Origin of the sequence: Bacillus cereus group sp. BfR-BA-01310, from assembly GCF_022664325.1 — a bacterium.
Taxonomy (GTDB): domain Bacteria; phylum Bacillota; class Bacilli; order Bacillales; family Bacillaceae_G; genus Bacillus_A; species Bacillus_A paramycoides.
Map to the genome: position 1 here is coordinate 1 of NZ_JAKUHD010000031.1, position 14,126 is coordinate 14,126.

A 14,126-nucleotide genomic window follows, 5' to 3' on the forward strand; every position below is an offset into this window, starting at 1 on the left:
TGTCCGAAGCCAATTCATCTCCCACCTACTCACTGGGCTGCGACCCTTCACGTTCCTTGAGGAAGGAGTCTTCTTGGCTAAAATGATAAATGAATGGATGAAGGTTGGCTGACTTTCATTTCTGGAAAAGGCAGAGGAAATTCCTCCTCTCTTCAATGGTTGAAAAATATAGAACAAATCTATGAGTCACAAGTAATGGAAATTATGGATCAACAGCCTGTTGAAAAAAGCAGTAAATATTTACTATATAATTGGTCTCCAAACAGTAAACTACGCTTGATGACTAAGTTGCATTCAAAATTTGGCTATGTACATAATTCGGATGATAAATTAATTATTCCTAGAAGAAAGCCCTTTTTAACAACACACCCGCTCGAGGCTGCCGATGTACATAGTGCACATATTGTCGCGAACGTTTTCAATCGACTTGTTTATATGGATGAAAAGGGGAACATATTCCCCGAAATAGCTCACAGTTGGGATTTAACTCAATCTAAGCTTAGACTATATTTAAAAAAGTCTATAAAATTTCATGATGGATCCATCTTAACAGCGGCTGACGTGAAACTATGTCTCTCAAAACTACGTAGTCATAAATACTATAAAGACTTATGGGCACCCATAGAAAAAATAGAGATTGTATCACCATTAATTATTGATATACATTATCCAGATAGTTGTAGTTATTGTTTACAAATGTTATGCATGATAAATACAAGCATTTATAAAGAAAATAATGACCAAATCATAGGAACCGGTGGTTTTTATATAGGAGAGAATAACCAGGAGAAAACATCATTGATAGCATTTCATGATTATTTTCAAGAAAGCCCTTTGCTAGATACAGTAGAATTTATTCAGGTCCCTCTAGAATTTGATAATATTTATCAATCTTCCAAACACTATAAAAATAATTCTACCTTTCAAGTAGAAAGGAATTCAGGTTTCGGTGTTATAATTATGAATGCTTGGCGTAATTCGTCAATTCAACACATAGATGTTCGTAATTACTTACATTCTATTATCGCTAACAATATGAATCATATTCATGAATATGATTCTCAAAAAATCCCAAATATTAAAAGCTGTTTGAAAGACATAGATCATCAAGTCAATATTCCAAAAAGAAGACGTCCCGAATTTAAAGAACCACTTATTATAAAAGCCACTCAGTATACAGAAGCGACAACAAGATGGTTAATGAATATCTTAGAAAAAGAAAATATACCTTTTCAAGTTAAATGGGTTCCATTTGAAAACTATCTTAGGGATGAAAAACTTAATGAACAAGTCGATCTCTTTATCCATGGTGAAGTATTCGAGATGAATCAAGAGATATCATTTTATTATTTTTTAACAGCTAGATATTCACCATTGGCTAAGGTTTTAAAAACAAATAAATCACTAAAAAAACACCTTTCTAAATACAAACATACACATTTTGGGGAGTGGGCTTCATTAAATAAGAATATTGAAAAAGAACTGATAGAATCCTCTATTATGATTCCCTTATACTATGATATACGTCAGATTCCTTTTTCATCAGATTTAACGAATATTAAGATGGAATATTTTGGATATGTGGATTTTTCTCAACTTTGGATAAGACCTTTAATTTAAAATTCACAAGAAACCTAGTCCACTTCTAATAATTATCACCCTATTTAATTTCTCTGATGCTAAAGGTAAATTTTTTAGGAGTACGGATACATCGCTATCAGGTCAACTAAACTGGTATCTTAGAGTCATCAACTTAAACAATAAATAACACTATCTCCATTTTGTCAATATTTTGAAGGACTTACAAAACAAAATTATTATCTCTCAACAGTTATCTATGAGAAGTTAGCTCATTTTTCGTTTTGGGGGACCATCGATTTCTAAGCTTGATGGCGATGTGGCGAGGCTCCTTAATATAACACCAATTATCAGTAGTCGTATCTAGAAACCTAAAAAAGTCCATTTAGAAGATCTAAAGGGACTTTTCACTCATATAATCCTATCTATAGATAAACAAATAAGATTGAATAAATTTAATTTTATGTTTTATCTAATAAATTGTTTAGGCGTTTCTTTAACGTGCTTATCATCATCACGCCAATCATAGGTTTCTTTCTGTGAAATATCTAAAATTTGATCTCCAATTCTAACACTATTCTTATTTACCCATTCAATATATGGATCCGTATCTGGATAGTTCCAATATATATTTTTCTCTGAATCTGTATCAAGGTTAACTAATTCACCCCTAACAGCATCCGCACTTAATGATCCTGCATTATGAAAATAAGTCTTAATGAGATATTTTCCATCTGGGGATTTCACTGTTCGAATTAATTCACCTTTTGGAACACCTTGCAAACTAAAAAATTCCCAATATCCAAATCCAATTATAATTACTAACATAGTAAGTATAGTTATTAATACTTTTCTTTTTGTTTTTTTAATTTTACCTTTTGTATTTATAATACTCACTCATTCAACTCCAGTCCATAGAATATAAACCATATTATACCACTAAATAAATGGTATAATATATCCAAAAATAAAAATATTACCATAATGGTTTTTATAAAAAGGGCATATTTCACATAATTCTCGTTATTGGCAGTTAATTAAAATCGTCTTATAAAATAAAATAATAAAGATGCTAACATAATAGGGCTGCATTCCACAAAGTCCGGTATACTAAAAGCTAAAGATGTAATATGTTCTCCAAAGATTATGATACGGACTAAATAACCATAGAAGAATCCTAACAATACAAATAAGGGGATTCCGAATTGTAACTTATAACTCTTTTTTATTTTTCTATAAAAAAATTCTCCTAATAAACAACCTATAAAAACAGGAATACTTCCCAATATCACATACATAATAATTGATACCCAAATTGGCCCCCATGTTTCTGCATAATTGGGTTTTTGATAAGCTAAAATATTGATAGAAATAGAGAAAAACATCAAGCAAGCTAAATAGCTAACAGCAAATTTTTTCAATGTAATTACCCTCACGATTTCCTAATTTTACTTTCATTATATGATATTTATCATTGTGTAAGATAGGTAAAATGTAATATGTATATTGTATTCATGTAAGGGTGATATAATGTCTCATTATCGGTAGCGAAGAAAAAGCAGATTCCTTGTGAGAGTAGAGATTCTCCTTTTTATTTTTCTATGACTCTATTCATTTTTTTATACATTCCTATCCTGGCATGGGTTTTAAGGTTTTCATTTGTTACTGGATTAGCCGAAAAACTGTATAAAATCTTGCATGCTCTTAGTGTAGTTTTTTTCCGAAATGCTGGCGGTATCCCATCGCCAGCAACTTAAGAAATGAATTGCTCCCCAATTTGAGTGAATGGGTAAAGCCTCACAATCTAATATGTAAAGGAGAAACATGAATCCAATAGTATCGAAGAAATTTTGAAAGCTGCGCAACATCCACAAGTATTTGTAAATTTAAAAGGTGAGAAAAATCGTCCTGAAACATCTTGGATGTATACGCCAATAATTGCACAACATTGGGGATGTTGTGCAATTATGATTCCAAGTCAACAGAATGATGGCATTCTATGGCTAGAACATATTACACCTTCTCGGATTAAATAAAATAAAAAAGGGTGCCATTAAGATAGGATGGTGCACATGTTATACAAATCATTTAGAAAAATGTATTGGTTCCATACTGTGTACGCAGACGTCCCAAGTAAAACATCTTAAATTCTAGATATTTTTTAATGATTACATTTAAAGGGTCTATTCTCTCGCTTTTAGAGAGATAGTCCTTTTTAATGCAATTGTATTCATGATGCTTGTAAAACGCGGTAAAGGAGAAGATGAAAGGTCGTTTTTTTAGTGATTTGATTATTTTTTGATTCTATGTCGTAATTTGGAAAATGTTGTGAAAGCAACCCTTTCGTCTAGAACCTATACCACTCTATCCTAACTACCGAGTTTGTATCTTAAGGATAAAGGGTTTGTCTTTATTTATTATTATGGACAGTGATTTAGAGAAATAAACATACTCGGTGATTAGGTTGATAGGCAGGGAGCTACCCCTATATATCTTTTTGAATAAATGCCAATAACGATAATTATGTATCCTACTAATGATAGCCTATTGAGCTATCTTTTTTTGATGTGTGCATATTAGAAGCATAAGTTGACCAAAACGGCCATCTTATGCTTCTTGTTACAATTTAGGATAATAAAAGTAGAGATATAGGGAAATATCTAATTGTAGAAATAGGGATATTTCCCTATTCAACAGAGAATTATAGTAGTGATATCAGGACTATTTCATTTTGACACCCCCATCCCTAAAGGGTCAAGATGACTTACATCAGTGGGATTCTTGCTATTAAAACCAAGTCTATTTCTAGATGTCAAAAACCAAAAATAAGATTGTGATACCGTACGAATTTCGTATTAACCGTGGGCTAACCCCACTTCAAACAACCCATAAGGGCTTTAAGTGACGGATAGTTCAATTCAACAGACTTTAGGTCACATAAATATAAAAAGACCTTAGGATTATACCTAAAGGTCTTCTTTACTAGTTAGAAATCAATCTCTTCGTTATCTTCTTCAGAAATCCCACCAAGTACGACCCTAGCGTCAATAATTTTACCTTCTTGCAATATGGGCTCCTCTGTTTTTAAATCTTCTTGTCTCTGTGCGGGAACAAATCCATTAGTAAGTAGAAGATCCAATTTATCTTCAACTGTATCTAAAAGATTTAACCTTTGTTCTACATTATCTAATTTCTGCAATAGTTGCTCATAACTTTTTCCGTTTTGTACCAGTTCAACAACAAATGCTGTCAATTGTCTACTATTAGCTTTTTCATTAAGAATCCTATATACATCTTCAGGCATATTATCAGCATGTAATGCCATTTTTCTATTTTTAGCCATTATCAGCACGTCCCTTTATTCTAAGCTAGCTGTCCCTTCATTTCATCAATTACTTTTAATTCTAATGCAGTTAGATTAATTGTACGTGAAGTTGGAGCAAATACTTCTTTGTCGCTATTTTGAATAATATCGTTCAAGAAGAAGTGATTGTTTTTAGCAGCCATTTCAGACATATGATTCAATAAAGCAAGACGGATGAAAGGTTCTAAAACGGGTGCTTCGCCTCCAATATAAATGAATTTCAATAATGTATTCGTACTAGATGGGATGAATACATCAAGAATCTTAGCTACTAATATTCTTGCATATTCTTTCAGCGCCCCTACAATTTCATTTGTAAAATCATATTCTTCACCAGTATTTTCATTCGATAGTACATACTTTTGTACTTTATAATTATTAACTATAAATTTCTCTAATGTTCTTATATCCTTAAAGTATTGAATCAATTTTTCTTTTCTAAAGCGTTCTAGGTATCCTAAGAATGGCTCAATATCGATAACTTGGAAAGAATCTCTGTGCTTAGGTGTAGTAAGCCCTTTACCTAATCGCACAGCATCTGTAGACCCGCCACCAATGTCAATTAAAACTACTTCATATTCATCGAATCTCTCAGATTCATATCGCTTTTCAATACTAATTACATTTGTATTCTGATCTTTTGAAACCATTTTATATTTTAAAGAATGTCTAGCAACTTCTGATTCATTTCTACATTTTGCTGAATGGACTGTAATAGTTAGTTCTTTCTCCATTCCTGGTGTTAACACTTTAACTTTATGTTCACCGATAAATCTTTCTTCCATTTTTTTATGGGCAATGCTAAATTTTTCTTCGCGTTTTAAAAGCCAAATTGGAAGCATCATACTCATGTGTTCAATTTCAACTTCATTATCTTCTTGTTCAGCGTTCAGGGCATGATAATATGCAATTGCTCCTAAAAAGCTTACGTATGGGATAGGACTCTTAATTTTATCGTGCATCTTATTTACATGTGAGTTTGCCAATTGATTATCTTCAGCTAATTGCCCAACTAGATAGAAAGATTCTTCACCTTCGATTTCAGTGGAAATTAGTAATCTATCTAGTAAATCTTCTGGTCTAGAAATACGATCAACAAGTAAATCCTCAGCTTGTTTCTTTGAAATTTTAACTACATTCGTTGCAAGTTCAATATAATAACCATCAACCATGAAATTATTAAAACTATTTCCGAAATCCGCTACTTTTCTTCCAATTTTCATTAATAATTCCCCCTTTATACATTAAGTACGACTTAAGTGCTACTTTTGATTATGCTTTAGCACATTTAATCAAAAATAAGAACACTTTAAATAATAAGTACGACTTGAATCATACTTGTTATTTAATTAACCTATACACTTAAAAAATTCAAAATAAACAAGGGAATTCCTTCTTTCAAACGAATTAAACACATAACAGTTAGACGCCGACATGTCGAACATAAATGATGATGAATAACAGTAAAACAACAACATGACCGACATAAATGATAATCAATAATAATGTAATGACAACATGACCGACATAAATGATAATCAATAATAATGTAATGACAACATGACCGACATGGATGATAACCAATAACAATACAATGACAACATGACCGACATGGATGATAACCAATAACAATACAATGACAACATGACCGACATAAATGATGGCCAACAACAATGTAATGACAACATGACCGACATGGATGATAATCAATAACAATACGATGACAACATGACCGACATGGATGATAATCAATAACAATACGATGACAACATGACCGACATGGATGATAATCAATAACAATGTAATGACAACATGTCGGACATCGATAACAACAAATGACGATGAGGGGAGGACGATGGAATGGATAGGGAAGAACCTTATAAGAAAACATATTCCCTTGCAGATATGGCAAGGATGCTTGGGAAGCCACGGACAACCCTTCAGGCCTGGCGGGATCAATTCAAACCATACTTACCAACCGTCGCTGGGACGAAGGGGCGAACGCTGAGATATGAACAGGAAGCATTAGAGCTTTTTAAATTAATTGCTAATATGAAAGATGCACAAGAGCCACCAGAAATAATAGAACAGATGTTAAAACAAAATGTAGATTATATTGTAGTAGAGGAAAATGATGAAGACAACGAAATAACGAAACCAATTATTCAGACGATGTATGAGAGTATGAAAGAGGTATCTATATATTTTCAAGAACAAAAAGCTATGAATATGGAACTTTTAAAACGCATAGACAATTTAGAACAAACTAATCAAATGCTACTGAATAAGGTTGATGAACAACAAAAGAATATTGATGGGAAAATAAATAACAGGGATCAACAGCTATTAGAAGTAATTCGTGAAATACAAGAGACTAAGAAGTTAGTTGCCTCTACTCAACAAGAAAAATCATGGTTCGCTAAATTATTTAAAAAATAACTTAAATAATACGTGAAAAAGTAGGGAAGCTTGTATGTTTTTGCAAGCTTCCCTACTTTTTTATGAATTTGATATTGTGGATTTGAAATGTAGTTGTAAGGGTTGGAAAAGTTAAGATGGGGGCGAGAATAGAATGATTTTAGTCAATCCACAGAGTATCGATAAAGTTAAACGAGCAGAAATGAATACAATGCTTCTAGCTCCTCTGGTAATTAATAAAATATGATTGCCGTAATAGTTTGTCTTTTTATTAGCGTAAACCATTTTATTGTAATAAAAAATTTTGGGGGTACAATGAACCTTTTATGATTTAACAATTTTATAAATGTATTAAAAAGAATCAAAGAAAAAAAGATATAAATTTTTAGTCTTATTTCTATACATAAATATAGATTTAAAATGAAGTTCAATTTTTCTGTAATAAATTACGATTTATAAAGAGATACATAGTATTGCAAAGAATTCGAATTAAGGAGGGATACTTTTATCCCTCTCCTATGTCTCAAATATCGATATGCATTAATGATAAAAGAATAATTTACATAATATTCAGTTTATTGTTGAAACATCTCTCTTTTCCAGTTTAATATTTTGTTTATCTGCTATTATTTTATTATGAGAATATTCCCTTTATTATATTATGGGGTGATGGGAGGATTATATGAACATACAACTAAAGGGGAATGAACAGTTGACGGAGTTATTAAATGAGTGGTATTTACAAATTCGTGCAAGAAATAGAGAGAATTCCATACGTCTAAAAAAAGAAATTGAGCAACAGCTTCATAATCTTACAGGTGATCAAAATTTGCTTTTTTATTATTCACTTTTAGATTTCCGTTTTAACTATTTAATTAATAACCTAAATATTTCGAAGAAAAGTTTTGATAAAATTGAAGCTTTTCAAACTCCACCCGATCCTGAAGATTTTCTAGCATACTACTATCACTTTTTTAAAGCAATTCATTCAAAATCAGTTGGACTTTACAATTTGGCTGAGGAACACTATAACGAAGCGGAAAAATTGTTGATTTATATTCCAGATGAATTAGAGAAGGCTGAATTTTATTATAATTTAGCTGTTTTTCATTACCATATATATCAATCACTTTTAGCTAACAAGTACGTTACAATTGCTAAAGATATCTTTTTAAAGAATACAGATTGTGAAATCAAAATTGCTTATTGTGATAATTTGCTAGGATTAGCATGTACAAACTTAAAAGAATATAAATTAGCAGAAGAGTACTTTATTTCAGCTATAGATCAATTTAGTAAATTTGGTAACGACCGTGATGTCTTAATCGGCCGACAAAATATAGGTTTTATGTATGCTGAACAAAAACAATCTGTCTTAGCTATTAGGCATTTATCGGAAGTAAATGAAAAAATGGTTGATAATTATAAAGCGCTTATTGTAGAAGCTAAGCAACGAATGAATTTAAACGAAATAGATATCGCACTAGAACTTATTGAAAAAGGATTAGAAATTTCAAATAGGCTCGAACTCACTGAATATCAATATCGTTTTAACATTACAAAAGAATTATGTATTGGTAATCCAACAGAATGTTTAGAAAAGGAAATATTAGCAGGAATGGATTACTTTAAAAGCGAAAACTTATGGGAGTATGTGCAAGAATATAGTGAATTATTAGCTGTCAAATTTCATGCTAAAAAGAAATTCGAAAAAGCAAGTATGTATTTCTATTTAAGTTATGAAGCAAAGGAACGGATTTTTGAAAAGGAGGCATTGAAATAACATGAAAAAATTGAAAATCCTCTTAATGAGTATTATGGTAGTAGGAATTCTTACAACTGGACTAAACTCTCAAAGTACTGAAAATTCAACTTTAGAGAAATACTCAGTGTATCTAATGGCTGATGGAAATACCGGCTGAAAATTGATTATATAAAAAGGGGTGATAACCATGGACTTCCAATGGCTATCACCCCTTTTTATACTAACCGAAGAGATATGCTACAAATCCAATAGCATTTATAATACTTCTAATAATAACAAATAAACTAATAACCCCAAGAAATAGAATTTTCTTTTAAAATTTAAGCCTGATTTAAGATCATCTTATTTATTAATTCTTGTTTTAAAAAACTTAAACTCAATAAAAACATTAGAATTCATTTTTGAATTGTGACTCTTACTCTGACAAGCATTCCAAGATTTACTCTTGGTAAAATTCAAAGTTAAACTGAGAGTAAATGATAGAATTTTAGGTTTATATAGGGTGTAAATTTTATGGATAAATAGATAAGAAAAATAATAAAATGTTGAGGTAATGAGAAGGTTTTTAGAAGATGTTTATGTAAAAAAACGGTAATTCGAAAAGGGTATGTATCAAGATATAACAAATAGCCTTGCTTGTATATAATTTTTTGAGCAAGGCTATTTGCTATGTTTTTTAATTTGCAAATTAGTGTTGATTTGTATTCAATTTTCGCAGGATAGGATCAAGCTTTGGGTCATCAATCCAATTGTAAAAATTGAATTTAGTTTCATATTTTTCTTCACATTTAACGTTAGAATTACGCTCTTTTCTTTGTTTAGATTTTTCAGCGAACATTTTTATAAAGTGAGCGGGATTACTTATTTCAGCCTGATTATATTCAAACCATTCAACGCATTTTTCGAAATCCCATCTTTGATAACGGTCAATTTTTTTCGGCATTCTTAGGGCTATAGTATAAGCGTCCGGTTCTGTTAAATATGTTACTGGTTGACTTGTTATATAGCGATATGCTTTTTTCTGATCTTCACTTAAATAATCATTTAAATCTTGTGATCTATCAATAGCATTTTGTGAATTAGTATTTGGCTTTTCTAGTTCTTCAAAATTTAAAATATCTAAGCCGTTAGATGAAATAGTCTTTCTCTCATGCTTGGATACAACAGCCTTTTTAAAGAGTATTCTTTCTAAAAACTTAGTGAAAGTAGAACATACATCAATTGCTATAGCCCATTTCACCTTGAAATATTCAATGATTTTTAAATAATTGTTATGTAGAGTTAAAATGTAAATTGAAGGGGCAATTTTACCATGCCTTCGTACTTTGATTTGTTGGCACACTCCCAAGTCTTGTAACCAATTAAACACGTAGTTAATAATTGGTTTTGAAATACCTGATTTTTTGCTGATATGATCTTGCTTTACTTGGGAATATCCTTCTTGTACTAAATACGATAAAACAGTTTCTAATGCTTCATATTTTCGTTTGGTAAGATAATCTTTTGTAGTAACACCTTCATATTCTAGGACAATATTATCAATATAAGTAGTAACTTTCTTGATTGCTTGATTAATAGCCCCGGGTGTTTTGGGTAAGTGTTTAATTCGGGGACTTAATTCAGCTTTTGCTCGACTGAGCAAAAAGTTTTGAAGTAACACAAAAAAACCTCCTATTTTTTCCACCACAATATACAGAAAAATAGGAGGTTTTTATTCACATTATAATTTTCACATGCTATAATGAATATGTAGAAATTATAAAAGATAAACCCCCTACTTAAATCGGGTTTTTAATTAGTTCAGCGGCCAAACTGATATGCTAATTAAAAATGAGGTGTGGTAGGGTTTTTTTTTATTTAATATTTATAACTATAATAAGGTTAAATCTCTTTATATGTTATATATTATAACTATTATTATGAATTATCAATTGTTAATGTTAGAATTAGTGAATTTAAATAAAAAAAGCCTCTAGTTATTTGAACTAGAGGCTTTAATTTCGTATTGAATGTATTTTCTGAAATTGTCATACTCTTCTTGTAACTTATTATATTTATAACTAATAAATTCTGTATATTCATGAAGTTGTGTTTCTAATTGTTCTTTTTTGTTTACTGGTAATGTAAGTAGTTCATTATAAAGTTCACTTGTTATAAAAGGTACTTCTGAAATTTGTTTATCCTTTATTTCCTCTATATTGATATCATTATGATTTTTGTTTTCTTCTAATACCAATATATTATCTTGAATATCCTGAGTGTTACCGATCAGATAATCAGTACTTACTCCGAAAAGGTTTGCTATAACTATTAGAACGCTATATGGGGGTTCAGCACCTTTATTTTCCCAGTTGCTGACTGTAGTTTGAGCAAAACTTGTTCCGGTGATCTTTCCTATTTCTTCTCCCAATTGTTTCATACTCCAATTTGCCTCTAATCTCAGTGTTTTCACACGTGCACCAAAAATACTCATTCTTATATTGTTCCTCCCTCTTAACTTTAAGATATGTTGTACATTTATTTTCAAGAAATACATCTGTTTTAACTCTGAAGAAGGTTATTTAACTTTTAAAGTGATGAAAAAACAATATCAAACTAAAAAATAGTTGTTTTAACTCCAAAAGTGATATATTATATTCGTGAGGATAACCGAAAGGAGGTTAGCTAATGACTTTAACATGCGAGAGAAAGGCTCGGAGTTATTCTTTAGAGTCCCTATCTCAGGTTTTGAATATTAGTCCTCAAGTGCTTCACTCTATAGAGAAAGGCAAGGCAGGACTTAATGCAGAACGAGCGGAAAAGATTGCTCATTTTTTTAACAAACCTATAGAATATTTTTTTGTACCAACGTATTACAGAGTTCGTAAGTAACTCAATAATAGTTATATTGTTTTAATAAAAATATAAGTAACTATATAAGATTAATTATAGTGAAAAAATCTAGTAATTCAAATACAATTTTGATCCTTGAAAACTGCATATATGAGGGAGCTGTTAGTCATGTTGAAACGATCGTATCAAATGTTACTCATTGCTATGAGTATGCTTCTAGTTGTTCTGAATTTTGTATTTCCGTTGACGAAGGCGAGTGCTGAAGTCATTAATCGTGAGAGATATGAAATGAAATGGAGTTATAGCCCCATGTACGGGAAAGAACTACGGACAGAATTATTGAAGAATGCGAATGGGCAAATTGCGTACTGTTTAACGTATGGAAAACAGAGTCCAAATGGAAACGATCTTCCAGAGGTGGGACGCACAGATAATATTGTGTACCGAATACTTCTAAATGGATATCCACAAAAGAGTCCAGAAGAGCTAGGGGTTTCTAGCTGGAAAGAGGCGCACTATGCAACGCAACTTAGTGTCTGGGCAGCGTTAGGTCAAATTGACATTAATGAAGTTCAGCATAAAAATGCGAATGTTGCCAAAGCTGTAATAACAATTATTGCTGGGGCAGATGCTAGTCAGGAAACACAAGAACTGTACATGAATGTAACGCCATCAGACAATCAAGAAGCACAACTAAACGGTGAGTACTTTGAGACGAAAAAATATCAAATAGAAAGCAACGCAAAGAACGGTGTATTTACGGTTCGACTAACTAATGCACCAAATGGAACAAAAGTTATTTCAACAAACGGAGAAGAAAAACAACAGTTCAATTTAGGAGAACAATTCCATATCCTTGTACCGAAATCCTCTCCAAGTGGCACTTTTTCCTTGAAAGTATCCTCTAATCTTTCTAAGTTGCATGCAGTAGCCTATAAAGGGAATGACAAAATACAGGATGCAACGGTTTTATTAGAAATAACAGAGGAAAAAGTAAGCACAGATCTACAGGTAAACTGGAAATCCCTTGGTGGATTGAAGGTTGTAAAAGTAGGAAAGCAAAAAGAACTTTTACAAGGTGCTGTATTTGAAGTATTCAACAGTGCAAACAAAAAGATGGGCACGATTACTACCAATGAGCAGGGGACAGCGAACCTTTCTGGTTTAGAGGCTGGGAGGTACTCTTTAAAAGAGATGAAGGCACCAACTGGCTATGTATTAGGGGACCAACCTCAAATACTTGAAGTAAAGACTGGTGAAGTTGCAACAGTTACTGTAGAAAATACAAAAATTAAAGGGAATGTGCAACTTTTGAAAGTAGATCAGGGCGGTAATAAGAAATTAGAAGGTGCTGTGTTTATCCTTTTAGATGAAAAAGGAAAGCAACTTCATGAATATACAACTGATAAGGACGGTCTAATCAAAGTTGATAACTTGCCGTTTGGAAAGTATCAGTTCATTGAAAAATCTTCACCAATTGGTTACATCTTAGAGAAAGGTCCAATTCCTTTCAATGTCACTGAGAATGGAAAAACAATTGAATTAATTGCAAAAAATACACAGGCAAAAGGGTCACTTGAAATAACAAAAGTAGATATAGCTAATGGGAATAACAAACTTCCGGGAGCTGAGTTTACGATTTATAACGGGAAAGGAGAGGAAGTAGTAAAAGGGAAAACAAATGAGCAAGGTATTGCGAAATTCGAAAAATTACCATATGGAAAATACACATATAAAGAAACGTTCGCACCAGAAGGATACTTGATTAACGAAGAAACATTCTCCTTTGAAATCAAAGAAGATGGTGAAATTATTAAGCACACGGTGAAGGACCAGAAGCAGCCGACGCCACAAACACCAGAGACATCACATCAACCGGAACAACCGCAAACACCAGAACAACCAAAAGTAACAGATAAACCTGTTACATTACAATCAGAGAAACCACAACAGATTGTTAAAAAACCACAACTAGAAAAAACACCAGAGAAAGTAGAAGAAGTAGGAGGAAATCTTCCTACAACAGGCGGTAAAGCTAAAAATCCATATTTAAAATGGATTGGTTTTGCATGTATCGCTCTTGCATTAACAGCATTCGTATTTGCAATGAGAAATCGTAGAAAAGCAAATTAGACCGGGGATGAAATGTAGTGACAGGAGTCCATGTCG

The 14,126-nt window shown here is 31.8% G+C and carries 12 protein-coding genes and 2 pseudogenes; 7 read left to right on the forward strand and 7 right to left on the reverse strand.

Annotated features, from left to right (window positions below; all coding sequences use genetic code 11):
- Positions 1 to 93: 93 nt before the first annotated feature.
- A pseudogene (locus MR109_RS26760) lies at positions 94 to 1,620 on the forward strand (ABC transporter substrate-binding protein); the annotation flags it as partial.
- Between the two features lie 426 nt (positions 1,621 to 2,046).
- Here the strand turns inward: MR109_RS26760 and MR109_RS26765 are convergent.
- Both MR109_RS26765 and MR109_RS26770 read right to left on the reverse strand, forming a co-directional pair.
- Positions 2,047 to 2,475: a DUF5412 domain-containing protein gene (locus tag MR109_RS26765; protein ID WP_242274496.1), complete on the reverse strand. Its 429-nt coding sequence runs from the start codon at positions 2,473 to 2,475 to the stop codon at positions 2,047 to 2,049.
- A 140-nt stretch (positions 2,476 to 2,615) separates the two neighbouring features.
- Positions 2,616 to 2,999 (reverse strand): hypothetical protein, encoded by a 384-nt coding sequence (locus MR109_RS26770; protein ID WP_242274497.1) that lies wholly within the window; start codon positions 2,997 to 2,999, stop codon positions 2,616 to 2,618.
- Positions 3,000 to 3,386: 387 nt separating this feature from the next.
- Between MR109_RS26770 and MR109_RS26775 the strand changes: the two are divergent.
- A pseudogene (locus tag MR109_RS26775) lies at positions 3,387 to 3,614 on the forward strand (erythromycin esterase family protein); the annotation flags it as partial.
- A 950-nt stretch (positions 3,615 to 4,564) separates the two neighbouring features.
- Here MR109_RS26775 and MR109_RS26780 read toward each other — a convergent pair.
- From MR109_RS26780 to MR109_RS26790, 3 genes are all read right to left on the reverse strand, one after another.
- A complete protein-coding gene (locus tag MR109_RS26780; RefSeq protein ID WP_242274498.1) occupies positions 4,565 to 4,921 on the reverse strand; it encodes a hypothetical protein in 357 nt (118 codons plus the stop codon).
- A gap of 20 nt (positions 4,922 to 4,941) precedes the next feature.
- The gene (locus tag MR109_RS26785; RefSeq protein ID WP_242274499.1) at positions 4,942 to 6,165 is read right to left on the reverse strand and encodes a ParM/StbA family protein; all 1,224 of its coding nucleotides are present in this window, start codon (positions 6,163 to 6,165) and stop codon (positions 4,942 to 4,944) included.
- 199 nt (positions 6,166 to 6,364) lie between these two features.
- The gene (locus tag MR109_RS26790; RefSeq protein WP_242274500.1) at positions 6,365 to 6,742 is read right to left on the reverse strand and encodes a hypothetical protein; all 378 of its coding nucleotides are present in this window, start codon (positions 6,740 to 6,742) and stop codon (positions 6,365 to 6,367) included.
- Positions 6,743 to 6,802: 60 nt separating this feature from the next.
- Here MR109_RS26790 and MR109_RS26795 point away from each other — a divergent pair, with 60 nt between their 5' ends.
- From MR109_RS26795 to MR109_RS26805, 3 genes are all read left to right on the forward strand, one after another.
- Positions 6,803 to 7,381: a DUF3967 domain-containing protein gene (locus MR109_RS26795; protein WP_025147931.1), complete on the forward strand. Its 579-nt coding sequence runs from the start codon at positions 6,803 to 6,805 to the stop codon at positions 7,379 to 7,381.
- 661 nt (positions 7,382 to 8,042) lie between these two features.
- Positions 8,043 to 9,143: a response regulator aspartate phosphatase gene (locus tag MR109_RS26800; protein ID WP_242274501.1), complete on the forward strand. Its 1,101-nt coding sequence runs from the start codon at positions 8,043 to 8,045 to the stop codon at positions 9,141 to 9,143.
- A gap of 1 nt (position 9,144) precedes the next feature.
- Positions 9,145 to 9,282, forward strand: a complete 138-nt coding sequence (locus MR109_RS26805; protein ID WP_242274502.1) for a Phr family secreted Rap phosphatase inhibitor — start codon at positions 9,145 to 9,147, stop codon at positions 9,280 to 9,282.
- Positions 9,283 to 9,813: 531 nt separating this feature from the next.
- Here the strand turns inward: MR109_RS26805 and MR109_RS26810 are convergent.
- Both MR109_RS26810 and MR109_RS26815 read right to left on the reverse strand, forming a co-directional pair.
- Positions 9,814 to 10,785 (reverse strand): Replicase RepFR55, encoded by a 972-nt coding sequence (locus tag MR109_RS26810; RefSeq protein ID WP_242274503.1) that lies wholly within the window; start codon positions 10,783 to 10,785, stop codon positions 9,814 to 9,816.
- A 312-nt stretch (positions 10,786 to 11,097) separates the two neighbouring features.
- Positions 11,098 to 11,598, reverse strand: coding sequence for a helix-turn-helix domain-containing protein (locus MR109_RS26815; protein ID WP_242274504.1), 501 nt, complete (start codon positions 11,596 to 11,598; stop codon positions 11,098 to 11,100).
- A gap of 194 nt (positions 11,599 to 11,792) precedes the next feature.
- On the opposite strand from MR109_RS26815, the gene MR109_RS26820 reads away from it, so the two are divergent.
- Entirely contained in the window at positions 11,793 to 11,996 is a 204-nt protein-coding gene (locus MR109_RS26820; RefSeq protein ID WP_242274505.1) for a helix-turn-helix transcriptional regulator, read from the forward strand.
- A 129-nt stretch (positions 11,997 to 12,125) separates the two neighbouring features.
- Entirely contained in the window at positions 12,126 to 14,090 is a 1,965-nt protein-coding gene (locus tag MR109_RS26825) for a thioester domain-containing protein (RefSeq protein ID WP_242274506.1), read from the forward strand.
- The last annotated feature ends 36 nt before the right edge of the window (positions 14,091 to 14,126 follow it).